At 33.0% G+C, this 24,550-nt stretch carries 16 protein-coding genes; 4 read left to right on the top strand and 12 right to left on the bottom strand.

The window, feature by feature from the left end; genetic code table 11:
* Window positions 1–172 precede the first annotated feature (172 nt).
* From ACW5YJ_RS07340 to ACW5YJ_RS07330, 3 genes are all read right to left on the bottom strand, one after another.
* Window positions 173–1,294, bottom strand: coding sequence for an HAD family hydrolase (locus ACW5YJ_RS07340; protein ID WP_017722150.1), 1,122 nt, complete (start codon window positions 1,292–1,294; stop codon window positions 173–175).
* A 199-nt stretch (window positions 1,295–1,493) separates the two neighbouring features.
* The gene (gene nagE, locus ACW5YJ_RS07335; protein ID WP_017722151.1) at window positions 1,494–2,990 is read right to left on the bottom strand and encodes an N-acetylglucosamine-specific PTS transporter subunit IIBC; all 1,497 of its coding nucleotides are present in this window, start codon (window positions 2,988–2,990) and stop codon (window positions 1,494–1,496) included.
* Between the two features lie 179 nt (window positions 2,991–3,169).
* Entirely contained in the window at window positions 3,170–3,790 is a 621-nt protein-coding gene (locus tag ACW5YJ_RS07330; RefSeq protein ID WP_017722152.1) for a lysophospholipid acyltransferase family protein, read from the bottom strand.
* A 167-nt stretch (window positions 3,791–3,957) separates the two neighbouring features.
* Here ACW5YJ_RS07330 and ACW5YJ_RS07325 point away from each other — a divergent pair, with 167 nt between their 5' ends.
* A complete protein-coding gene (locus ACW5YJ_RS07325) occupies window positions 3,958–5,253 on the top strand; it encodes a S1C family serine protease (protein ID WP_119603616.1) in 1,296 nt (431 codons plus the stop codon).
* A gap of 308 nt (window positions 5,254–5,561) precedes the next feature.
* On the opposite strand, the gene tyrS is transcribed toward ACW5YJ_RS07325, so the two are convergent.
* On the bottom strand, window positions 5,562–6,824 hold the full coding sequence (tyrS, locus tag ACW5YJ_RS07320) for a tyrosine--tRNA ligase (RefSeq protein ID WP_135092725.1): 1,263 nt from the start codon (window positions 6,822–6,824) through the stop codon (window positions 5,562–5,564).
* Window positions 6,825–7,209: 385 nt separating this feature from the next.
* Here tyrS and ACW5YJ_RS07315 point away from each other — a divergent pair, with 385 nt between their 5' ends.
* Complete coding sequence (locus tag ACW5YJ_RS07315) at window positions 7,210–8,109, top strand: biosynthetic peptidoglycan transglycosylase (RefSeq protein ID WP_017722155.1); 900 nt, start codon at window positions 7,210–7,212, stop codon at window positions 8,107–8,109.
* Between the two features lie 213 nt (window positions 8,110–8,322).
* On the opposite strand, the gene ACW5YJ_RS07310 is transcribed toward ACW5YJ_RS07315, so the two are convergent.
* Window positions 8,323–9,990 (bottom strand): formate--tetrahydrofolate ligase, encoded by a 1,668-nt coding sequence (locus tag ACW5YJ_RS07310; RefSeq protein WP_171915443.1) that lies wholly within the window; start codon window positions 9,988–9,990, stop codon window positions 8,323–8,325.
* A 317-nt stretch (window positions 9,991–10,307) separates the two neighbouring features.
* Window positions 10,308–12,017, bottom strand: coding sequence for an acetate--CoA ligase (gene acsA, locus ACW5YJ_RS07305; RefSeq protein ID WP_426432693.1), 1,710 nt, complete (start codon window positions 12,015–12,017; stop codon window positions 10,308–10,310).
* 180 nt (window positions 12,018–12,197) lie between these two features.
* Between acsA and ACW5YJ_RS07300 the strand changes: the two genes are divergently transcribed.
* Window positions 12,198–12,830, top strand: coding sequence for a GNAT family N-acetyltransferase (locus ACW5YJ_RS07300; protein WP_171915507.1), 633 nt, complete (start codon window positions 12,198–12,200; stop codon window positions 12,828–12,830).
* A 13-nt stretch (window positions 12,831–12,843) separates the two neighbouring features.
* Complete coding sequence (locus ACW5YJ_RS07295) at window positions 12,844–14,001, top strand: acetoin utilization protein AcuC (protein ID WP_017722159.1); 1,158 nt, start codon at window positions 12,844–12,846, stop codon at window positions 13,999–14,001.
* Between the two features lie 314 nt (window positions 14,002–14,315).
* Here ACW5YJ_RS07295 and ccpA read toward each other — a convergent pair whose 3' ends face one another.
* The 6 genes from ccpA to ACW5YJ_RS07265 form a co-directional block, all read right to left on the bottom strand.
* Window positions 14,316–15,305, bottom strand: coding sequence for a catabolite control protein A (ccpA, locus tag ACW5YJ_RS07290; protein ID WP_107551384.1), 990 nt, complete (start codon window positions 15,303–15,305; stop codon window positions 14,316–14,318).
* A 485-nt stretch (window positions 15,306–15,790) separates the two neighbouring features.
* Window positions 15,791–16,882 (bottom strand): bifunctional 3-deoxy-7-phosphoheptulonate synthase/chorismate mutase, encoded by a 1,092-nt coding sequence (locus ACW5YJ_RS07285; RefSeq protein WP_017722161.1) that lies wholly within the window; start codon window positions 16,880–16,882, stop codon window positions 15,791–15,793.
* 420 nt (window positions 16,883–17,302) lie between these two features.
* Complete coding sequence (locus ACW5YJ_RS07280) at window positions 17,303–18,700, bottom strand: hypothetical protein (protein ID WP_017722162.1); 1,398 nt, start codon at window positions 18,698–18,700, stop codon at window positions 17,303–17,305.
* A gap of 80 nt (window positions 18,701–18,780) precedes the next feature.
* Window positions 18,781–19,275: a DUF948 domain-containing protein gene (locus ACW5YJ_RS07275; RefSeq protein ID WP_017722163.1), complete on the bottom strand. Its 495-nt coding sequence runs from the start codon at window positions 19,273–19,275 to the stop codon at window positions 18,781–18,783.
* A 70-nt stretch (window positions 19,276–19,345) separates the two neighbouring features.
* Complete coding sequence (gene murC / locus ACW5YJ_RS07270) at window positions 19,346–20,659, bottom strand: UDP-N-acetylmuramate--L-alanine ligase (RefSeq protein ID WP_017722164.1); 1,314 nt, start codon at window positions 20,657–20,659, stop codon at window positions 19,346–19,348.
* Window positions 20,660–20,682: 23 nt separating this feature from the next.
* Window positions 20,683–24,546 (bottom strand): DNA translocase FtsK, encoded by a 3,864-nt coding sequence (locus tag ACW5YJ_RS07265; protein ID WP_171915724.1) that lies wholly within the window; start codon window positions 24,544–24,546, stop codon window positions 20,683–20,685.
* Window positions 24,547–24,550: the final 4 nt, after the last annotated feature.

Here is a 24,550-nt window from a genome sequence, read left to right as displayed (position 1 = left end):
GCTAAAGACATTAAAAGATGCTGCTTCGCTACGCTATTTAATATGCATTAATCTTATATTTTTAATTTAATAATCACTAAATATTGACCCTAACTTATTTGGACAAAAAAATGACACATTTTCAAATTTATAATCGTTTTCAGAAAATAACTTTGCAATGTGTCAGTAATCATTATAATAAAATATTTCTTATCTCGCCTACATGATCGACTATGTAATCTGCTTCATAAGCTTCTAGTTCTTCACGAGCGTATTGACCTTTCAATCCAGTTAAAGGACCAATAAAAGTTGCGCCAATTTTTTTAGCACTTAGCAAATCAGCTAATGAATCTCCTACTACAAAGACTTCATTTTTAACAACTCGATTTTCTTGATTTGTTGCATATTTTTTATAATCCTCTTCGAAATTGCCTTCAAGTGTTGCCAAGTAGCTAAATGGATTTGGTTTACCTAAAGGTTTCAATTCAGGATAAATATCTTCAGCGATTAGTACTTCGCTTGCAGTAACAATGTGTTTATCATCGAATATATCTTTAATACCAATTGTATCAAATGGAACTAACGTTTCCGTGCGTGGTCTCCCTGTGGCTATCGCTATATGATACCCTGCGGCTTTTAAGTCTTCTAACAATTGCTTAATCTCAGCAACTGGTCTTAATATTACCTCATTATATATGTAACCTTTTTTAAAGTCAGAACGATTCAATTTTTGTTCAACCTCATTATAAAGTTGATTACCTAAGTACCATTCTTGATAAATTTCTTGTGAAAGTATCCAAAATGGACTTTTCAACTCAAATAGTGCTGTTTGTTGTGTGTCTAATTGTTCACTCGCATACTTAATCAGATCCTGGTAAATATTGTCTTTACCTGTGCGTACATGATCTAAAAATGATAATGGTGCGTCAAAATTCAATGTTATATCAGAAATTTGATGCCCTAATTTTTGTAATGTTGCTTGTCCAAAATTTTCAGGATTTAAAATTTCCGCTAACGCATCAGCAGATAAATTTTTACAAATATCAACGAAGTGAATAGCTATTACAACAAATAGCATATCCCAGTTTGAGTTTAAACCAAGTGATTTTAGCTTAGTTAGTATCTCATCATGATAGAATACAATATCCCTGATTTCTGTGATTTGTTCATCACTCAAATTTCCAAATTGTATCGAGGGATCTAAACCAATATAATCCTTACTCATAAGCATTTCATATACGGTTAACGCCGATACATCAAAACACCTTTCTTCACTTAAAAAAACACCATCAACATCAAATAAAACTGACTTCATACTACCTACTCTCCTTTAATCAGAAAATTCTGATACTATTATATCGTACTATTTTACAAACAAAAGAGCAATGCATTTACAGTGTTTTGTTAAACAAATCAACAGATCTTTTTATAAGTTTTAGCTATAAAAAAACACCTAACTAAGCTGAAGTAATATTATAAATTTCAGCCAATTAGATGTTTAAAATACCTTTATTTTATTTTTCCATTTGAAGTTCAATTTCATCAGCAACTTGTTGGACTTGAGTTCCAATGATAACTTGTGTATTGTGTTTACCACTCTTCGTTACACCAACAGCACCAGCGCCTTTAATCTTAGCTTCATCAATCACATTATTATCATGTAATTCCATGCGTAACCGTGTGGCACAGTTTGTTAACGTTACAATATTTTCTTTACCACCTAATCCTTCTAAGATTTGACTAGCTGTCTTTGAATATTTACCTGTTTGCGATTTTCCTGAATTTGAAATCTCAGTTGAATCTTCAGTATCTCCTGTTGTAGCTTCATCGGATGTTGGATCAGGTAGTAAGTTATCACCACGACCAGGAGTATTAAGTTTCAACCATTTGATTGCAAATCTAAATACTACGTAATAAATAACAAAGAATACAAGACCTTGAACCATTAACATCATCGGATGGTTTGCTACTGGGTTAATCAAAGATAATAAAAAGTCAATTAATCCCGCACTAAATGAAAATCCTGCTGTCCAATGGAATAACGCGGCTATAAACAAAGATAAACCAGTTAACACAGCATGTATTAAGAATAATAGCGGAGCTACAAACATAAATGAAAATTCAATAGGTTCCGTAACTCCAACGAAAAATGCTGAAATAGCTCCACCAAACATTAACCCGTAAACTCTTTTCTTTTGTTTTGTTTCTGCTGTATGATACATCGCTAATGCGGCTGCTGGGACGCCAAACATCATTACTGGGAAGAAACCGGCCATATAACGCCCTGTAACGCCTTGAACTGCACCATCACCAGTTTGGAATTTCGCAATATCGTTTATACCAGCTAAATCGAACCAAAATACCGCGTTTAATGCATGATGTAGTCCGGTTGGGATTAAGAGACGGTTGAAAAATCCATACAGAAATGCCCCACCAGGTCCTAAATCTAATATCCATGTCCCAAAAGTAACAATTCCTGAGTACACAATTGGCCAAACAAATAACATAATAACTGCTATAAATATACTGAAAAACGCAGTTAAAATAGGCACCAAACGTTTCCCACTAAAGAATGATAACGCTGTTGGCAATTCTGTTGTACTAAATCTGTTATACGTATATGCTGCCACTAAACCAATAACCAAACCAATTAAGACATTTTGATTATTCATTTGTTCAAATGCTGCATTTACACCAGATTCTTTCACGCCTAATAATGGCGCTAGTTTTTCTGGACTGAGTACAACTGTCGTTAAGAAAAAACCGACGGCTGCTGCAAGTGCAACTGCGCCATCATTTTTCTTCGCCATACCTAATGCAACACCAATTGCAAATAAAATACCCAATTGTTCAAGAATCGTTGATCCTGCCGTAGAGAAAAAGGCAGCTACTGTAGGCAATATGCCAAGTGCAGTTAATGCATTACCTATACCAACGATAATGGCTGCTGCTGGCAATACAGCTACAGGTAGCATAAGTGATCTTCCTAAACGTTGAAAGAAACTATACATAAATATTCCCCATTTCAAAATAAATTCCCAAAAAAATCACCACATGCACAATATTGTCCACGTGGTGTTTGTAAACTCTTTACTAACTGTTATTGTACAGTTATATAATAACATATGATTTAAAGATTACGTATCAAAAATAAAAAAGTTTAATTATTCCAATATATTAATGTTTTTATTTAGTTATTTTTTACATAGTCATTTAATTCTGATTGTAATTGAATTGTTCTTTGCTCTAATTCTTTAGTTAAATACTCTAATTTTTCATTACGCTTCATGTCTTTTGGAAGATGTTTAGTTTCTATTGGTTCACCAAATCTGATAATTGCTTTTCCAGTAATCAATCCTTTTATTTCTTTTGGCCCAACATAAGCTGCAGGTAAAATCGGAGCTTGAGCCATCATCGCTATAGTTACAGCTCCTCTTTTCATTGGTGAACCTTCATCATACTTCATGCGGTGTCCTGTGGGAAAGATTCCAACAGTTTTATTTTCTTTTAACAGTTTTATTGGTTTTTTTAATGTGCTTGGTCCAGGATTATCTCTATCTACTGGAAATGCATTTAATGACGATAAAAATTTACCAAAAACTTTGTTGTTAAATAGTTCTTTTTTAGCCATATAATGTATTTGGTTAGGATAAATCGCTGTGCCTAACATGATTACTTCATTATAACTCTCGTGAGTACAAGTCACTACATACCTATGAAGTTGAGGTATATTTTCTTTTCCTTGAACTTCTAACGAATTACTTAATTTTATAATAATTAATTTCAACAAACCACTTATAAATTTATACATTTTTTGCACCTACTTCATTTTGCTTATCTTTCCTCATTGATTTTATCATTTAGTAAGATTATGGACAAGAAGATTTATATTTCAGTCTAAAGTCGTATAGTGGTATACTAGAAAAAGTTGCACAAAACTTTCATAATAGGATATACAGTAATAATTGGAGGTAGAATATGTCAGAATTTAACAATGAGCAAAATACAAACAACAATCAAAATTACCAACAAAACACAACGCAATACACCTCAAATAAACGGATAAGGCAAAAACCTAAATTCCCATGGTTTAGAACAGTTATAGTTGCCTTAGTCGCTGGTATCATTGGAGCCCTTATTGTATTAGGCGTCGGTAAACTAATGGAAACTACAGTATTAAACGATAATGGCTCATCTGTAAATGAAGCATCAAACACTGGAAATGGTGGAAATACTCTTGATGGAAAAAGCGAAAAGTATAATTCCGTCAATCAAATGATTAATGATGTCTCTCCAGCAATTGTTGGTGTTATCAACATGCAAAAAGCTCAAAACTTAGATGATTTATTAAAAGGTAAATCTTCGAAAGCGCAAGAAGCCGGTGTAGGTTCTGGTGTAATATATCAGAAAAATAATGGTTCTGCATACATCGTTACTAATAATCATGTGATAGATGGTGCGAGCGAAATCAAAGTTCAACTTCATAACTCTAAACAAGTAGATGCTAAATTAATTGGTAAAGATGCATTAACTGATATGGCAGTGCTAAAAATTAATGAAACTAAAGGCACAAAAGCAATCAACTTTGCCAATTCTTCAAAAGTTAAGACTGGAGATAGTGTATTTGCCATGGGCAACCCATTAGGCTTAGAATTTGCTAATTCAGTAACTTCTGGGATTATTTCAGCAAGTGAACGTACCATTGATACTCAAACATCAGCTGGTTCAAACAAAGTTAACGTACTTCAAACAGATGCAGCCATAAATCCAGGTAACTCTGGTGGCGCCCTTGTAGATATTAACGGTAATCTAGTAGGTATAAACTCAATGAAGATTGCTAATGAACAAGTGGAAGGCATTGGTTTTGCTATACCAAGTAACGAAGTTAAAGTTACTATTAAAGAGCTAGTAGAGAAAGGTAAGATTGATCGTCCTTCTATTGGTATTGGCTTACTCAATGTCAGCGAAATTCCAGACGAATATAAAGACCAACTTAAAACATCACGTAAAGATGGCGCATACGTAGCAAAAGTTGATGGTGATAATGGTCTTAAAGAAGGCGATATTATTACAGCAATTGATGATAAAAAAGTTAAAGAAGATACAGATATTCGTTCTTATCTTTATGAAAATAAAAAACCTGGCGATTCGGTGAAATTGACTGTAGAACGTAAAGGTAAACAACAAAAAATAGATGTAACATTAAAAGAACAAAAAACAACATCACAACCTTCTGAAGACTCAAGTGAAGAAAAAAGTTCACCGTTCAATTAATTCCATCTAAGATATTTGTAAATTATTAAACATAATGTGCTTAGGACTGACAAACCTCTCTCGGTTTCACCTCCTTAGCACATTTTTTATAGCCTTTTTTAATGAAATTTGCGCCTAACTAGCTTTCCATACAATAATTACAGATTGCCCTCCTGCTTATTACAAGCGTGAGAAAAATTACTTTGAACTAAAATTTATTATAGTTTAAGGTCTAATCAATATTAATTAGCGTTTAATCAGTCACAATTTTAACTAGATTAAAAAAGCAGCAATCTACTATGTTCAAATAGATTGCTGCATAAAAATTATTATTTATAATTAACCATAAAGTATTTTTTCTTACCTCGACGTATAATTGTAAACTCATCTTCAATCTTATCATCGTTAGTAAGTTCATAATTAACATCTTGTTGTCTAAGACCGTTGATGTAAATAGCACCATTATTTACATCTTCACGTGCTTGTCGTTTAGAAGAAGAAATTCCAGCTTCAACGATTGCTTCTACAATATTTGTAGTCTCCTGATTTAATTCTACTTGTGGCACATCTTTAAATCCTTCTTTTAATTCCGTCGCAGAAAGTGATTGTAAATCTCCTGCAAATAGAGCTTTAGATATACGTATCGCGTCGTCTAAAGCAGCTTGACCATGAATAAAACGTGTTACATTTTCGGCTAATGCTTTTTGTGCTTCACGTAAATGAGGAGCTTCATTTAAAGATGTTTCCAATGCTTCAATCTCTTCTTTTTCTAAGAAAGTAAAGTATTTTAAGAACTTGATTACATCTTCATCTGTCGTGTTAATCCAAAATTGATAAAATTCATATGGGCTCGTTTTGTCAGCATCTAACCAAACTGCGCCGCCTTCAGTTTTCCCAAACTTTTTACCATCTGACTTCACAACTAATGGAATTGTTAACCCATAAGCCTCAGTTTGACCATACATACGACGCATCAATTCAATACCGCTCGTAATATTTCCCCATTGGTCTGAACCACCAACTTGAATTTTACAATTATATGTTTTATTTAAATGACCGAAGTCAATCGCTTGTAATATTGTATAGGTAAATTCTGTAAATGAAATACCGTGTTCTAAACGTGTTTGAATAGAATCTTTAGCTAACATGTAATTCACACCTACATGTTTACCATAATCACGTAAGAAATCAATTAAAGAAATTTTGCCAAGCCAATCTTTATTATTAACTAATTTAGCACCTTTTTCAGTACCAAATTCAAAAATTTTATGCATTTGATTACTGATACCTTGTACATTGTTTTCTACTTGGTCTTCGGTCTGTAATTTACGTTCTTCTGATTTACCTGAAGGATCACCTATCATACCTGTCCCACCACCAATTAATACAAGTGGTCTATGTCCATGTTCTTGGAAGCGACGCAATGTTAAGAATGGTAATAAATGTCCAATATGCAAACTATCTGCTGTTGGATCCGCACCACAATATAATGTGACTTGCTCTTTATTTAATATTTCTTCTATACCAGACTCATCAGTTTGTTGATAAACCAAGCCTCTCCATTTTAAATCTTCTAATAGTGCATTTGCCATTGTATCAGCCTCCTGTTTTAATTTATGATTTCGCTTCGGATAAAAGTTATGAAACAATAACGCTACTTTTGTTAAAAATTAAAAAACGCCCTTACAAATTAATGTAAGGGCGCATGCGCACGGTACCACCATACTTAAGTCAAACAACTTTATTAATGATACGTTCATTAACTAAAACGTTTGGATTACTTTAATTAATAAGGTGTATTCACAAAATGCGCAACGTTAGTTCACAACAACCACTAACTCTCTGAAGATAACACAAGAAGTTACTTTTCCTTTATCCAAAAAACGATATCGAATTGATACTAATTATAAGTAACTATAATTTAAAAGTCAATATGTTAATTTATGTTATAATATTGCATACATAAGGAGGCTGTATATGACGCATCAAACAGTTGAAAATCAACATCAACCGTCATGTTTTGATAAATTTGAAAGCATCTATAAAAAACTGAAACATATTTTCATCGGCTTGTTTGCGATACTAACATGTACCTCGGTGATAATATTAGCAATTACTGTTTTTTATTTTCAAAGTATCACAAAAGAAGCAATACATATGTCTGATGATGATTTAAAACTTAAATTACTTTACATTGTCGGTAGCCAAGATATAGATTATGACAATAAACATATTTTAACTGAGTATAACGAATCCATGAACACCTTAATTGTTGGCCCTAAAAATGTTAACAAAAATGTCATCAAAGCATTAACAGCTTCAGAAGATAGTTTGTTTTTCAGACATAATGGTATTTTACCTAAAGCTTTGGTTCGAGCAGTTGGCCAAGATATTTTTAATACTGAAAGTGCCACTGGTGGCAGTACAATAACGCAGCAACTTGTTAAGAATCAATTACTAACAAACGAAAAAACATATAATCGAAAAGCGAATGAGTTAGTTCTATCAATGCGAGCTGAAAAATTATTGACCAAAGATGAAATTATATATACGTACTTAAATATTGTACCATTTGGACGTGATTATAATGGCTCAAACATATCCGGTATAGCTTCAGCTTCATATAGTTTATTTGGAAAGTCGCCATCAGACTTAAATATTGCTGAATCGGCCTATTTAGTAGGTTTATTACAAAGCCCCTATTTTTATACACCATATGAAGAAAACGGCACTCTAAAATCTGATGCAGATATACAAATTGGTCTAGATAGACAACATTATGTATTAAAACGAATGTTAGTAGAAGGGAAAATCACAGAATATGATTATAAAAGAGCTGAAAGGTTCAGTATTCGCCAACACTTATTATCAAAATAAGCTCTTTGCCTTAAATTACCATAGCTAAACTTAAGGGAGTAGGGGTGAAACCATTCAATCAACTATGATTTCGCCCCTACTCCCTTATGCATTGTAATTTTATCAATCATAAACCAAATGAAAATATTTTATACTTAACGTTAATATTAAAATTTAGTTATCGTAAATAATTTTCTATAGTCATTATTTATACAATATCAATCATTACTAATTTTAGAATAAACCAACTGCGTGACCATCATCAGTCACATCCATATTTAAAGCAGCTGGTTTCTTAGGTAATCCAGGCATAGTCATAATTGCGCCTGTTAGTGCAACAATAAATCCTGCTCCTGTTTTAGCTTCTAATTCACGGATTGTAATTTCAAAACCTTCAGGTGCACCTAATTGTGTAGCATCATCACTAAATGAATATTGCGTTTTAGCCATACAAATTGGATAATGATCCCAACCGTTATCTTTAAATTGTTGTAATTGTTTTTGTGCTTTACTACTGAATGTCACTTTTGAACCACCATAAATTTCTTTAACAATCGTTTCGATTTTATCTTCTAAAGGTTGTTTTAAATCATATAAATGTTTAAATGTTTGCGGTTGTTCTATAACTTCTAATACCTTATTAGCTAAATCGATGCCGCCTTTGCCACCTTTTTCCCAGACTTCAGTTAAAGCTAGATGAACACCATTATCTTTTGCCCATTGTTGTACAAATTCTGTTTCTGCATCTGTATCATGTACAAATGCATTTAAAGCTACGACTGGTTCTAGTCCATATTTCCTTACATTTTTAACATGACGTTCTAAGTTAACGATACCGGATTTCAATGCTTCTACATTTTCTTCTTTTAAGTTATCTTTTGCTACACCGCCATGCATTTTAATAGCACGGATCGTTGCAACTACAACAACTGCTGAAGGTTCAAAACCTGCTTCACGTGCTTTAATATTAATGAATTTTTCTGCACCTAAATCAGATCCAAATCCTGCTTCTGTAACAACGATATCCGCTAAGTCTCTTGCAGTTTCTGTAGCTAATATAGAGTTACAACCATGAGCAATGTTAGCAAATGGTCCGCCATGTACAAGTGCCGGTGTACCTTCAATAGTTTGTACAAGATTAGGTTTAATCGCATCTTTTAATATCATAGCTAATGCGCCTTCAACTTTTAAATCTGCTACTGTCACTGGTTTACGTGAACGAGTATAACCAATTGTGATATTACTAATTTTTGCTTTCAAATCATTTATATTATTTGCTAAGCAGAGGATTGCCATGATTTCAGAAGCTACAGTAATATTGAAACCATCTTCACGAGGTACGCCTTGAGTCGGGCCGCCTAAACCAACGATCACGTTGCGTAATGCACGATCATTCATATCTAACACACGTTTCCACTCGATACGTCTTTGATCTATTTCTAACTCGTTCCCCTGATGGATATGGTTATCAATAAATGCTGATAACGCATTATTTGCAGTTGTAATAGCGTGAAAATCCCCATTAAAATGCAAATTGATATCTTCCATAGGTAGCACTTGAGCATATCCGCCACCAGTAGCGCCACCTTTAATACCAAAAGTTGGCCCTAAAGCTGGTTCACGTAGTGCAACCATCACATTTTGTTTAAGTTGATTAAATGCATCAGATAAACCAACTGTAACTGTTGATTTACCTTCACCTGCTGGCGTTGGACTCATAGCAGTTACTAAGACTACTTTCCCCTTACCATTTTTTTGTTGAACTTGATTAATATCAATCTTTGCTTTGTAATGACCATAAGGTTCTAATGCATCCGCTGGAATACCAGCTTTCTTTGCAATTTCCCCAATTGGTTTTAATGTAGATTGATTTGCAATATCTAAATCAGATAAATGTGTCAAATTCATTCGTCCCTTCTAAAATTAATTTTTAAATCAATAATCACTATATATTTATCATATATACTACTGACAAAAATAAATCCTTACATACTTTATATTAACCAACTTAAGTTGCGTTGTCGACTTTTATAGATAGCGCTTCCACTAATATAGGGTAATATTAAAACTTTAGATTACATAAACACTATTTTGTTTTCTAATTCAAAAACTACCTTTATATCTCTTATATGTTAAAGAGATATAAAGGTAGTTTAGGTTGAGTGTTATATAACTTACTGTTCAAAAATAACAAGTTCTATTTTTGGATTAGCCTTTGTTTAATCTTCCATGGTACTTAAATCACCTTCGGGTAAATCAAGCTCCCATGCTTTAAGTACACGACGCATGATTTTACCTGAACGTGTTTTTGGTAACTTATCTTTAAACTCAATTTCTCTTGGTGCAGCATGAGCAGCTAATCCTTCTTTAACAAATTTACGAATTTCTTCTTTTAATTCATCTGATTCGTCATATTCAGGACGTAATGCGACGAACGCTTTAATAATTTCTCCTCTGACAGGATCAGGTTTACCAATGACACCCGCTTCAGCTACTGCTTCATGTTCTACTAATTTGGACTCTACTTCAAATGGACCTACGCGTTCTCCAGCTGTCATAATTACATCATCAACACGTCCTTGGAACCAAAAATATCCGTCTTCGTCTTTATAAGCTGAATCACCAGATACATACCAATCACCAATGAAATAAGAATCGTATTTTTCTGGGTTTTTCCAAATGGAAACCATCATAGATGGCCATCCTTTTTTAATCGCAAGATTTCCCATTCTATTTGGTGGTAATTCATTTCCTTGGTCATCAATAATTGTTGCTTCTACACCAGGTAGTGGTTTACCCATAGATCCTAACTTAACGTCCATAGAAGGGTAATTCACTATCATATGGCCACCAGTTTCAGTCATCCACCATGTATCTAGTACACGTTTACCAAAGACATCTTTAGCCCATTTGATGACTTCAGGATTTAATGGTTCACCAACGGATAAGATGCTTTTAACTGATGATAAATCAAATTTTTCAATTATATCATCACCTGCACTCATCAACATTCTTAATGCTGTTGGCGCTGTATACCATATAGTAACTTTAAATTCTTCGATCATTCCATACCAAGCTTCAGGTGAAAATCTACCACCAGCAATACAGTTTGTAACACCATTTAACCAAGGACTAAATATCCCATAAGATGTACCAGTTACCCAACCTGGATCGGCAGTACACCAATATACATCATCTTCTTTAAAATCTAATACATATTTACCAGATATATAATGTAATAACATAGCTCTTTGTGCATGTAATACGCCTTTTGGTTGTCCTGTAGAACCTGAAGTGTAATGTAAAATTAAACCATCATCTAAAGATAGCCATTCAGTATCAAATTGATCACTAGCTTGCTCAAATTCAGTATTAAAATCAACGTAAGTGCCATCTACTTCTTCATCTACCACTACAATGGTTTCTAAACGTGGTAATTTGTCTTTTGGTATTCTAGGTAGTAATGCATTCGTAGTGATTATAACTTTAGCTTCACTATTTTCTAATCTATCGCCAACCGCTTTTTCCATAAACGCTTCAAATAATGGACCGACAATAGCACCTATTTTTAACGTTCCAAAAAGAGCAAAATAGAGTTCCGGTGTTCTTGGCATAAATACAAAAACTCGATCTCCTTTTTCAACGTTAGCTTTATTTTTTAGCACATTTGCAGCTTTGTTAGCATTTGCTTTCATTTCGTTAAAAGTATAACTTTCTTTACGTTGATCATCTTTATAATGTAAGGCAATTTTTTCCCCTTTACCTTCATCTACATGACGATCAATACATTCATGTGCCATATTCACATTTCCTGTTTCATACCATGAAAATGACTTTTCTACCTCTTTCCAATCAAATTGATTATATTCTGTTGTATAGTCTTGAAGGTTAAAATCTCCACTTTCCCCTTTGTATACTTCTACTTTCATTTTAAATCCCCCTCTGAATGAAATCGTCTCTTCAAAAATTATTATAACTAACATTTTCAAAATTTTCAAAATAATTAGTGTAAGCGAATTCATTTACATGTTATTTTATTCAATTATCACTTATACTATAAATAATAAGATTGATTATAGAATACCCATGTGGTAGTTTGGAGTGAAAAAATGAAACATATTAAAACGTATCAATCCCAAACCTATCAGTTAGACGAAGGACAGTTTGTCATTGAAGGCCCTATTCCATGTAGAAAGCTTGAAACAATGACATTTGATGAAGGTTTATCTGCCTTTCGTCCACCGAAAGATCAATTTGAAGCAGTTAAAGAAATCAGTGAATTAGAAGAAGGTAGAATATTTATATTACGTAAAGAACAACACATTGTTGGGTATGTGACTTTTCATTATCCTGACCCTTTAGAAAGATGGTCAAACGGTGATTTAGAATACTTAATAGAATTAGGCGCAATTGAAATCAGTTTAGCTTATAGGCACTTACATTTAGGAAGCGAATTGATTAAAGTAAGTCTCGCTGCAGATGAATATGAAGATTACATTGTATTAACGACAGAATATTATTGGCACTGGGATTTAAAAAATTCTGGCCTCGATGTATATGAATATAAAAAATTAATGCAAAAACTTATGGGGTATGGGGGCCTTGAGATTTTTGCAACAGACGATCCAGAAATTACGAGTCATCCAGCAAATTGTTTGATGGCTAGAATCGGTTCAAGAATTTCTATTGAGCAATTACAAGCATTTGATGATATTAGATTCATGAATCGATTTTTCTTTTAAAGGGGAGAAAAATATGAGTAATATGCAACAAACAACAGGTTATGTTTACGCTAATGAACTTTTACAATATCGATTTAGTAATAAACATCCATTTAACCAAATGAGATTAAAATTAACAACAGAATTACTTATGGAACTAGGACAATTAAAGCAACATCACATTATAGCACCCAGAATAGCATCAGATGATGAATTATCGCTAATACATTCCTATGATTATATACAAGCAATAAGGCATGCTTCGCATGGTATTTTAAATGAAAATGAAGCTAAAAAATATGGCTTAGATGGAGAGGATACACTTCAATTTAGAATGATGCATAAACATAGTGCACGCATCGTCGGTGGTGCGTTAAACTTAGCAGATCAAATTATGAGTGGTACCTTAACAAACGGTTGTCATTTAGGTGGTGGCTTACATCATAGTCTTCCTGGGCGTGCAAATGGCTTTTGTATTTATAACGATGTTGCCATTACAATTTCATATTTAATGAAAAAATACAGTCAACGGGTTCTGTGTATTGATACGGATGCTCATCATGGAGACGGTACTCAATGGAGTTTCTACACTAATGATCAATCACTAATCTATTCAATACATGAAACAGGAAAGTTTTTATTTCCAGGTTCAGGCCATTATACAGAGCGTGGCACCGAAAAAGGATTTGGCTATACGGTTAATATACCGTTAGAACCTTATACTGAAGATCAGTCCTTTTTAGATATTTTTAAACAAACCATTGAACCCGTCGTAGCATCATTTAAACCGGATATTATTGTAAGTGTCCATGGTGTAGATATACATTATCTTGACCCACTCACACATATGAGCTGCACATTGAATACACTTTATGAAATACCATACATTATTAAATCACTAGCTGATACATATACACAAGGTAAGGTTATTATGTTTGGTGGCGGTGGCTATAATATATGGAAAGTTGTGCCACGTGCATGGTCTCATGTATTTTTAGCATTGATAGGAGAACAACCCCCAACAGGTAATCTTCCAGAACGATGGCTTAATAAATGGCAACCTTATGCTACTTGTGCGCTACCCACCAATTGGAATGATGATAAAGAGAATTATATAGAAATACCTCGAAGAAAAGAAATAAGTGAGATTAATATGAAACAGGCTCAAAAAGTATTGAACTGGTTTAAATAAGGGAGCAATAATCAAGTTAAAACGTAAAAATTTCTGAGCTTAAAATAAGCATCAATTTCTATAATTTTTAATAGAAATTGATGCATTCTTTATTTTCATGAAATTTTGTAGCAGTTTTATAACTTGCCTATTGTTCGGCGTAATTGTATATGTATAGTTACACAAGGTCGAACCATACTATATCCTAGCAAGTAAATAAGTTAATCGCAAAATTTCAAATAAAAAAAGAGCTAACCGATTATGGATTAACTCTCTTATTTTGAAGAAGGAGGTTTATGGCCCCACTCCCATTTTGGTACAAATAAATATATAAATTATTTTGTAGTACCTCTATATTCAATTCTGTGAGGTAAAATTACATTAGGCTCATCGATATCTTCTTCATTCATATATTTTGTAAGTAATCTCATACCAACTGCACCTATGTCATACAACGGCTGAATTACACTAGAAAGTTGTGGTCTAACCATTTCAACAAGTCTTGTATTATTAAAGCTAACAATTTGTAAATCGTCCGGAACACTTACGCCAGCATCTTGAGCAGCATGCACCAATCCAATAGCTTGTTCGTCACTGATTGATAAGATTGCATCCGGTTTTGCAGTCGCTAATGATTCAAACGCACGTAATCCATCTTTATAGGTTTCATTTCCATTAAAGATTAATTGTTCGTCTAATTTTAATTTATGTTGAACTAATACATCTTTTAATCCTACTAAAACATCTTCTTGTGCTTTCTTAGAATAATCTCCACCTACAAAGGCAAATGATTTAGCACCTTTTTCGATTAAGTGTTCTGTTATTTCTTTAGCAGCAGCTTCAAAATCAATATTAACTGATGAGATGCCTTCATCTTTACCATTAGTACCTGAAACAACTACTGGTACTGAAGATTTATTAATTAAATCTTTTATTTCCTCAGAGATTGTACCTCCTAAGAATATGATACCATCCACTTGTTTACTTAACAGATTATTAAAAATTTCTTTTTCCTTACTTGGGTCATTATCAGAATTTGAAATAATAGAATGGTATTTATACATTGTTGCGATATCTTCTAAACCACGTGCTAATTGTGAATAATACACATTTGAGATATCTGGAATAATAACGCCAACTGTTGTTGTACGTTTACTTGCTAATCCTCTTGCTACTGCATTTGGACGATAGTTTAACTTCTTAATAACTTCGTTTACTTTGTCACGTGTTTCAGGCTTAACATTTTGGTTGCCATTAACTACACGAGAAACGGTTGCCATAGAAACTCTAGCTTCTCTAGCTACATCATATATTGTAACAGTCATATTTTCCTCCTTGAAAGCGATTTCTTTATTATTATAATCTGTTTTCATAACATTTTCAAAGTTTACCACATTTTTAGAAAATGTAAAATCATTTTGTTTTAATTGTTATAATGTTTTTTATTCCATAGTATTAAAAACCCCGCTTATATTACTAGCTTTAAATTTCCATTATAATCTAATTAGATAGAATTAAAGATATAAAAATACTACTCAATTTTAAATATAAACTGATATTAAATGTAATTTCTGAAAATAAATTATGCTTAAAGATAATCTCATATTATTGTAAAAATGCAAAAAAAGTGGGACAGAAATCTAATTTATTTAGAAAGATTACGTCACCATACTTTTGGAAGAAATAAAAAAAGATTGACCAGGCCTGAAGGTTGAGTAGAACCCTCACTATCTCAATATAATGATTAAGGCTGAGACAATTAAATTTGTCCCAGCCTTATATAGCAATGTTGCCTCAAACTTTGCAACTATTATTTAAGTTTTTTACTGTTGTACATATCTGCAAGTGGTTTAATTTCATTGTAGAATTTATCAAATTCATTGAAGTCCATTTGTTGTCCACTATCACTTAATGCAACAGATGGATCAGGATGTACTTCAGCCATAATGCCGTCAGCGCCAACTGCTAAGCCAGCTTTTGCTGTTGGAATCATGATATCTTTACGTCCAGTACTGTGCGTAACATCAACCATTACTGGTAAGTGTGTACCTTGTTTTAAGATTGGTACAGCAGAAATATCTAAAGTATTTCTTGTTGCTTTTTCATATGTGCGGATGCCTCGTTCACATAAGATAATATTTTCATTACCTTGTGAAGCGATATATTCAGCTGCATATATAAATTCTTCAATTGTAGCTGATAAGCCACGTTTTAATAATATAGGTTTGTTTGAACGACCTGCTTCTTTAAGCAATTCAAAGTTTTGCATGTTACGTGCACCAATTTGGAATACATCTAAGTATTCATCAGCTACTTCAAAGTCTGCTGGGTTAACTATTTCACTTACGACATTTAAGCCGTATTTATCTTTAGTATTTTTAAGTATTTTTAGACCTTCAACACCTAATCCTTGGAAATCATATGGAGATGTACGCGGTTTAAATGCCCCACCTCTAATGAATTTTTCTCCTCTAGCTTGTAAATTAGCTGCAACGGCATCAACTTGCTCTTGAGATTCTACTGAACATGGTCCAAATACAAATGATTTGTTGCCATCTCCAATAATACCTCCATTATCAAATTGAACAATAGTATCTTCTGGTTTTAATTTTCTAGATACATATAAGTGTTTTTCATTTTCAGATTTTTGCAAATCAGTAGAGGCTTTAAAAATTTCTTTAAATAATTGTTTGATTACATTGTCATTAAATGGTCCTTCGTTCTTATCTAATAATTGATTAATCATTTCTTTTTCACGTTGAGGATCATATACAAGTGTGCCCTGTTTACGTTTTTCCTCGCCTATTTTTTGTGCTATTTTACCTCTTTTAGATAATAGCCCTAAAATCTCTTCATTAATCTCAACTATCTCATCTCTGTATTCTTTTAATTTGTCTGTCATTTTTATTCACCTCTATGAAAAATTTAAAAAGCGATATTTTATTTTGCTTTAAAGCGATAAAATATATGTTAAACGTTATTCTAACAATAACTACTTAGAAGTTCAAGTAGCGATTGAAAAAAATCACTTTAAAAGTGAATAACATTAATGATAACTGAATTTTCAGTCAATATCTAGACCTTTTTTACACTATTATATGTTTTTCAATATTTCTTCATAATAGCAATTTAAATAATCTATGTATAAAATTTAACATACCACAAGAAATTAAAAGCGAAAAGCAAGCATGTTAAGAAATGAATTTATGAATATATCAATTACAAAGAATTAATTGATTAATAATCTAATCGTTGCTTCAAATAACGTAAACAAAAAGAATCCAAAACAATTATTATGTCTTGGATCCTTTTATTGATTAAATTAATCATTGAATGTTCTTTTATCAATTTTACTTTCAGCTTTTTCTGTCTTATTCACTTGTGGTCTGTTTTTAGTATACGTTTTTTTAGTTGATTTACTTTTAGTTGGTTTTGTCTTTTTTTCACTATTCTGTGCTTCATCATGGTTAAGAATACCATCATTTGATTTAGTAGATGAATTATTAGTATTTTGCTTTGCACTACTTTGTCCAACTGATTGTTCGCTTAAATTTCTTGTAGCATTTTCATGAACAATAATACCATCTTTAAATGTTACAGTCTTATGTGTTTGTTTAACACGTTGTTCAGCTGCTGTTGGCTTTGAAATTTCTGTTGTTGTTGCTTTTTTATTACTTTTGTCTGCACTATTATCAACTTTATCAGTTGATTCTACTGCATTTCCAACATTTGGAGTAATTAAAGTTGGCACAGAATGATGTTTAGCTTGCTTTGGCGACTCTGGAACTAGTAAATTAGCAGTATTCTCCGCAATGCTTTGATTATTATTAATTGCTTTTTGTTTGTTATTAGCTGCTAATGCTAAGCCTGATGCAGTAACTGTACCAGTAATCGCTGCTGTAGACTTACCTCCATCATGAGAAGATGATTCGTTAGTAGTTTCTTGCGTTACTAATTTTGGTGCGGCTTTATCTGATTGTTTTGTTTTATTATCTTCATTAGTCAGTTTCGAAGTGTTTTCTGAAACCTCTGAATCATTATTTATTGCTTCTTTTTTATTTTGTGCTGCGCTTGCTAAACCACCTGCAGCAATAGCACCTCCTGCAGTTGCTGCCGCTGTTTTACCATTGACGCCTTCATTTTGAGCTGAATCATCTGTAGAGTTTGTTTTAATGTCTGAATTATCCGATGTTTCTTCTTTTATAGCGTCTTGTTGAGCATTGATTTCATCTTCAGTTGGTTTAGCATCTGGATCAATGTGTTCAGTAGATAAATTATTGGATGCTACATCATCATTATTATTTCCATTTTTTGCTTCTTGTTGCTCTTGTGCCTCAGGTGACATATTAGCTAAGTCATTATCAGATGCTTCTTTTTGAATGGCAACTTTTTGGGCTGCTAATTCTTCATCTGTCACTTCAGTGTGATTTTTTTGAGATTCTGTAATAGTTGATTTCAACCCTGCTAATTTATTTTCAGCATCTTGTTGTTCTTGTTCACTTTGTGCAACAATATTCGATTTAAATTGTTCTTTATTATCCGGAACATTTTTATTAGAAGATCTAGATTTACTAATGGAAACTAAACCTAAAGCTGAACCAATCACAGCGCCTACGATAAATCCATACACAAATTCATTTCTGGCACCTTTTGTAAAATATTCTGGTACTTGATAACTTTCTAAGTTTCTTTCATAATTATCTCGATTATAGTATTTCATAATTGAATGCCCCCTATAACAAATGCACTTAAATAAGTTTCAAACCTCATTTAAGTGCATTTGTTTTTTAAATATATGAATTATTTGTTATCTACACGTGTAGTATAGCTATGATTTGTATCGTTTGCTACACTGCTCGCTTTATAATTTGCACTATCTCTACGATTTCTTCTGTTTTGCCATTTATCAGCAACTTCCATTGCTACATTTGACCATTGTACAACTTGAGAAATTTTGTCTTCATTTTGAGAAATATTGTGCGTAATTGAGTTTGTAACTCGATCAACTGAACCATTTAAAGTTTGTACAGAATCACCGATACCTTTAACAGCATCAACTACTGAATTTAAACGATCAGATTTATCTTGAATATCTTCAGTTAAGCGATTCGCTTTGTGAAGTAAATCTGTAGATTCACGTGTAATACCTTGAATTTGCCCTTCAACTCCATCAAGTGTTTTAGCAACGTGATCTAAATTCTTCTTAACTGAAAGTAATACTACAACGATACCAATTACTAATATTAGAAATGCAATCGCCGCAATAATTCCAGCTATAGGTAAAATCCATTCCATTAAAAACGCCTCCTATTAATCATATGTTGTTATTTAATATAAATACCCCCATCATTTTAACATAAACATATTAAAATGACGAAGTGGCACCAACTTTTTCCATATAAGCACGTTGAATTTTTTGTATATCGCCAGCACCCATAAATAGAATAACTGAATTATTATATTGTTCTAATATGCTTACACTTTGCTCATCGATTAGTTTTGCGCCATCGATTCTTTGAATCAAATCTTGAATTGTTAAATTACCAGTATTTTCTCTTATAGAACCAAAAATCTCACATAAGAATGTTGTATCAGCTAAACTTAAGCAATCTGCAAATTCATCTAAAAACGCTTGAGTTCTGCTAAACGTATGAGGTTGGAAAACTGCGATAACATCTTTATTAGGGTATTTCTTTCTCGCTGTTTCAATTGTAGCACTAATTTCTCTAGGGTGGTGCGCATAATCATCAACTAACACTTGATTTCCAATTTTTGTCTCGTTGAACCTTCTTTTCACGCCACCAAACGTTTCTAACGCAGCTTTGATATTATCTACGTTTAGGCTCTCTAAATAGCTAATTGTAATTACAGCAAGACCATTTAGAATGTTATGATCGCCAAATTGTGGCGAAAGGAAGGTGTCATAGTATTCGTTTTTAATGTAAACATCAAATTGAGTACCTTTTTCACTAATTTTTAAGTTATCTGCATAAACATCGTCATCTTTAGAAAAACCATAATAGTAAACTGGTACGTCAGCTTCAATTTTTCGTAAATGCTCATCATCGCCCCATGCAATAATAGCCTTTTTCACGTTCTGCGCCATTTCTTGGAACGCGTTAAATACATCATCAACATCTTTAAAATAGTCCGGATGATCAAAATCTATATTTGTCATAATTGCATAATCTGGGTGATAACTTAAGAAATGTCTACGGTATTCACAAGCTTCGAATGCGAAATAATCACTTGCTGGTATACCTAAGCCAGTACCATCACCGATTAGGAATGATGTCTTTTTATCACCATTCATAACGTGTGATAATAGACCTGTAGTAGATGTCTTACCATGTGCACCTGTAACTGCTACAGACGTATATTGATTGATGATATGACCTAAGAAGTCATGATAGCGAATAACTTCAATTTTTAATTCATGTGCACGTACAATTTCCTCATGTGTGTCTGGAAAGGCATTACCTTGTACGATGACCATATCTTCTTTTATATTATCTGCATTGAAAGGTAAAATTTTGATACCATTATTTTTTAATGCTACTTCTGTAAAAACATAGTTTTGAATATCTGAACCTTGAACTTCATTTCCAAGATCACGCATGATTTGTGCTAATGAACTCATACCGGCACCTTTTATGCCAACAAAATGATAATGTGTCATAAAAACACTCCTTTATCTCTATATTAATTCTCATTTAAATCTGATTCTGTAATGTATACATCTCTTGGTTTTGAACCATTAGCTCCCGAAACATAACCTAGTTGTTCTAATTGATCAACTATTCTGGCTGCACGATTGTAACCAATCTGGAAATGTCGTTGTATTAATGAAGTTGAAATATGTCCCTCATTCAACATAAATTGACACACATCATCGAATAAATCATCCTGCGGTTGACTTTCAGTTTTCTTTAATAATTCTTTTTCTTCAAACAAATACTCTGGTTCTCTTTGTTCTTTAATAAAATCAACTACATCATCAATTTCTTCATCAGATACAAAGGTTCCTTGAACTCGTATTGGTTTATTCATTCCACTTCCGAGATAAAGCATATCACCGTATCCAAGTAAGCGTTCTGCACCACCGCTATCTAATATGGTACGGGAATCAACGCTTGACGATACCATAAATGCAACTCTTGTTGGAATATTTGCTTTGATTAAACCTGTTATTACATTGACAGATGGTCTTTGTGTTGCAACTAACATATGAATACCACATGCACGTGCTTTTTGTGCTATACGAGCAATCGATTGCTCTACTTCTTGTGGTGCCATCATCATTAAATCTGCTAACTCATCTATAACTATAACAATTTTCGGCATTCTATCCTCATATGTTGCTTTCTTATTAAAAGCGGTTATATTTCTTACATGATATTTAGCAAAGACTTTGTAACGTCTTTCCATCTCTTCAACAGCCCATTTCAAACTTTGCGTAGCTGCTTTTACATCTGTAATAACTGGTGAAACTAAATGTGGTAAATCATTATATGGAGCCAATTCAACCATTTTTGGATCGATTAAAAGTAATTTTAATTCTTCTGGATGATTTTTATATAATAAAGACATTAAGATACTATTTATACATACTGATTTACCAGAACCTGTAGCACCAGCTATTAAAGCGTGTGGTGTTTTAGAGATATCCATCAATAACGGTTCATTGTTAATTCTAAGACCCATGGCTACAGTTAACTTAGATTCTGAATTTTTAAACGCGGGCTCTTCAATAATTGAACGTAAATTTACTGTTGTTGAATTTTGGTTTGGTACTTCTATACCAACTAAACTTGTACCGGCTATTGGTGCTTCAATACGAATATCCTTAGCAGCTAACGCCATCTTAATATCATCTTGCAAAGCAGTGATTCTTGAAACTTTCACGCCTTTTTCAACAGATAATTCAAAACGTGTCACACTTGGTCCTTCTGTTACGTTCTGTACCTCCGCTGGTACATTAAAATAATAGAAAGCTTCATTTAACTCTTGTTTTTTATCCTCTATCCAAGACTCATCTACTTCATGTTGTTTAGGTGCTTCTAATAATTCTACACTCGGTAATTTAATATTTGGTCCTCGACGTATAGTTGTTTTATTTTCATTCTCATTTGATGTTTTTGAAGCACCTTGCTGTGAGGTGGATTCTGGTTTTAGTAATGGTTCTTGGACAGATTGTCCAGTGTCCTCATTTGGGTTAACTGACTGATGGTTGCTAATAACATTGCTATCTATAGACGCACCTGATTTATCAGATTGTTGGTTGTTACTTTTTGCTGTTTTAGCTTCAACATATTTATGTTCCGTTTCATTTATTGACGTTTCATCAGTTAATGTTGCATCTTCAGTATCTGACGTATTATTTAGCTCACTTTTTGCAGAGCTGTATTGAACATTATCTGATTCATTTGTCACACCTTTGTTTTTATGTTCTGAAGAAACCGTATGCTCTGTATGTGTCTGTTGCTCTGTCGTCTTAAGTTCAGTAGTATTATCGTTTGTTGCACGTTCAGTTGTATGCTCTGTCGCATATTCTATATTTGAACTAGCTCGATTTTGATTCTGTGCTTTTCTTGTATCTAGCATACGTTTTTTATCTGAAGGTGTCATGACAACATTGAAAGGTTTACTACCTTTTTTATTAGCTGATTTGGCTTGAGTTGACTGGTCACGATATGTTGCTTTACCTGTATCAACTTTTGAATCTACTGTATTATTTGTTTCTTGTTCCTCTGAAACTTTATCTTGTGAAATATCTTTATCATCATGAACTACTTTTGAAAGACTAACGTCTATATCATTTACTGCATTTTCTTCAGAATGAGATAGGTTTGAGTCTTCGCTATCACCTTCAGCTGATAAAGATGGATTAGCAGATTCAAGAGACCCGTTTACCATTTCTTCGGGTTCAGACTCTTGAGATGTTTCTACATTTTCATTTGTATCATCATCATTTGAATGTAAAGGCTCATTATTTGATGAAATTAATTCACTCGTGCCATTATCTGCTAACTCTCTGTAATTTGCATCAGCTATGTCATTATCTACAGTTTCTGCGTTTTGACTTGCTTCTGTTTCTGATTGTATTTCTGTTGTATCTTTATTAAGACTTTCATTAGATTGTGAGTTGAATACCTCATCTGAAGACTTATTGTCATGCGTATTGGTTAAATCGTAAGATACATTTTCATCCTTATCTTCTGACATATCATCATCGATTGCTTGAGGTTCTGTAATACTTTTGTCTGTCTGTATTTCAGTATCAATATTTACATATTCGTCATTGATCGTATGTATATCCCGAATATTATCTAAATTAATTTCTTCGTAATTATACGTTGAGTCAATTTCCTCTTCTTGCTGATTGTCAGATGTATTTTGCGTAACGTTAGGATTTGGAGCATCTTGAACTGATGCTTCCGAATCAATTTCAGTAGCATTTGTCGTTTGATCTTCAGCATCTAACGAGCTTTCACCTATGTAGTTTTGAGCTTGTTTTGCATACATTTCATCGATTGCTTTTTGTATACTATCTTCTTGGTTCTCTTGATATTCATGACGTTTTTGTTGTAATGCTTTTTTAAATTGTCGCTTTTGAAGCACTTTTCTTTCACGTTCACGGCGTATTTCTTCAACAATTTGTGAAGCATATATATTTTCAATTTTAATTGTATTATCAATTTTTGCACGCTTAGCAAGAGGTTCTTGTTTAGCTATCTCTGTTGCATCAAACGAGTTATTTTGTATTTTCTCTTCTTCACTTTCACTATCTTCTGTTTGTTCAATAGTTGATGAAGATGCCACAGCATTATTATCTTTAGTAAGATCATCGACATATTGATCGTTATAATATGTCGTATCATCTGAACTCGAATTATGAGAATCGTGCTGATCCGTATTATCAAATTCCAAACTAACTTTATCATCATTTGAGTCAGCTTCAGACTGCTGATTCTGTTTTATAACGCCATTAACTAGTGGACTAGGTTTTTTTGTACCAAAAATCGCAGAAGGGACTTCACTCGCTTTAAAATCACTTTGATGGTAACTAGGTGTATTAGTTTTATGTTTTGAAGCCGCATTTGCGCGTAAAACATCCGTCTGAATTCTCATTCTTTTACCTTTGTGACTTCTCTGTTCACTTTTTGGTTCAGAAACTACTTCGTCACGTGTGTTATTTTGTTTTGTACGTTGCGAATCCACATTGTTAGAAACATCATTTTCATACATATGTCTACGTCTTCTTTGTTTGTGATTAACACTTATATTATCGTCATTCTTGCGATAAGTATGGTTATCATTAACTTCAGTATTCGAGTTATCTACATTTGCATCGTTATTTACGTTATTTGTTTCATTTGCTTCTTCCAAAATACGCATTGGAAATCTAAACTTTCCTTTAGGCCTTTCATAAACATCATTGTTCTGAGGAAGTAATGAATCTTGGTCTTCTTGTTGTGTAGCTTTTTGACGTCGTTGGCTTCTTTTATTAAGATAATCTTCACTTGAGTCATTATCTTCTCCAAATAACTTGTCGAACCAGCTCATACGC

The sequence above is a fragment of the Staphylococcus sp. mip270_02 genome (genome assembly GCF_054031535.1).
This window is presented reverse-complemented; position numbering and strand designations above follow the sequence as displayed.

Excerpts from the sequence above, each read along its gene's own strand:
- ACW5YJ_RS07340 (WP_017722150.1), bottom strand. The coding sequence starts at position 1,294 with ATGAAGTCAGTTTTATTTGATGTTGATGGTGTTTTTTTAAGTGAAGAA.
- nagE (WP_017722151.1), bottom strand. The coding sequence starts at position 2,990 with ATGTATAGTTTCTTTCAACGTTTAGGAAGATCACTTATGCTACCTGTA.
- ACW5YJ_RS07330 (WP_017722152.1), bottom strand. The coding sequence starts at position 3,790 with ATGTATAAATTTATAAGTGGTTTGTTGAAATTAATTATTATAAAATTA.
- ACW5YJ_RS07325 (WP_119603616.1), top strand. The coding sequence starts at position 3,958 with ATGTCAGAATTTAACAATGAGCAAAATACAAACAACAATCAAAATTAC.
- tyrS (WP_135092725.1), bottom strand. The coding sequence starts at position 6,824 with ATGGCAAATGCACTATTAGAAGATTTAAAATGGAGAGGCTTGGTTTAT.
- ACW5YJ_RS07315 (WP_017722155.1), top strand. The coding sequence starts at position 7,210 with ATGACGCATCAAACAGTTGAAAATCAACATCAACCGTCATGTTTTGAT.
- acsA (WP_426432693.1), bottom strand. The coding sequence starts at position 12,017 with ATGAAAGTAGAAGTATACAAAGGGGAAAGTGGAGATTTTAACCTTCAA.
- ACW5YJ_RS07300 (WP_171915507.1), top strand. The coding sequence starts at position 12,198 with ATGAAACATATTAAAACGTATCAATCCCAAACCTATCAGTTAGACGAA.
- ACW5YJ_RS07295 (WP_017722159.1), top strand. The coding sequence starts at position 12,844 with ATGAGTAATATGCAACAAACAACAGGTTATGTTTACGCTAATGAACTT.
- ccpA (WP_107551384.1), bottom strand. The coding sequence starts at position 15,305 with ATGACTGTTACAATATATGATGTAGCTAGAGAAGCTAGAGTTTCTATG.
- ACW5YJ_RS07285 (WP_017722161.1), bottom strand. The coding sequence starts at position 16,882 with ATGACAGACAAATTAAAAGAATACAGAGATGAGATAGTTGAGATTAAT.
- ACW5YJ_RS07280 (WP_017722162.1), bottom strand. The coding sequence starts at position 18,700 with ATGAAATACTATAATCGAGATAATTATGAAAGAAACTTAGAAAGTTAT.
- ACW5YJ_RS07275 (WP_017722163.1), bottom strand. The coding sequence starts at position 19,275 with ATGGAATGGATTTTACCTATAGCTGGAATTATTGCGGCGATTGCATTT.
- murC (WP_017722164.1), bottom strand. The coding sequence starts at position 20,659 with ATGACACATTATCATTTTGTTGGCATAAAAGGTGCCGGTATGAGTTCA.
- ACW5YJ_RS07265 (WP_171915724.1), bottom strand. The coding sequence starts at position 24,546 with ATGAGCTGGTTCGACAAGTTATTTGGAGAAGATAATGACTCAAGTGAA.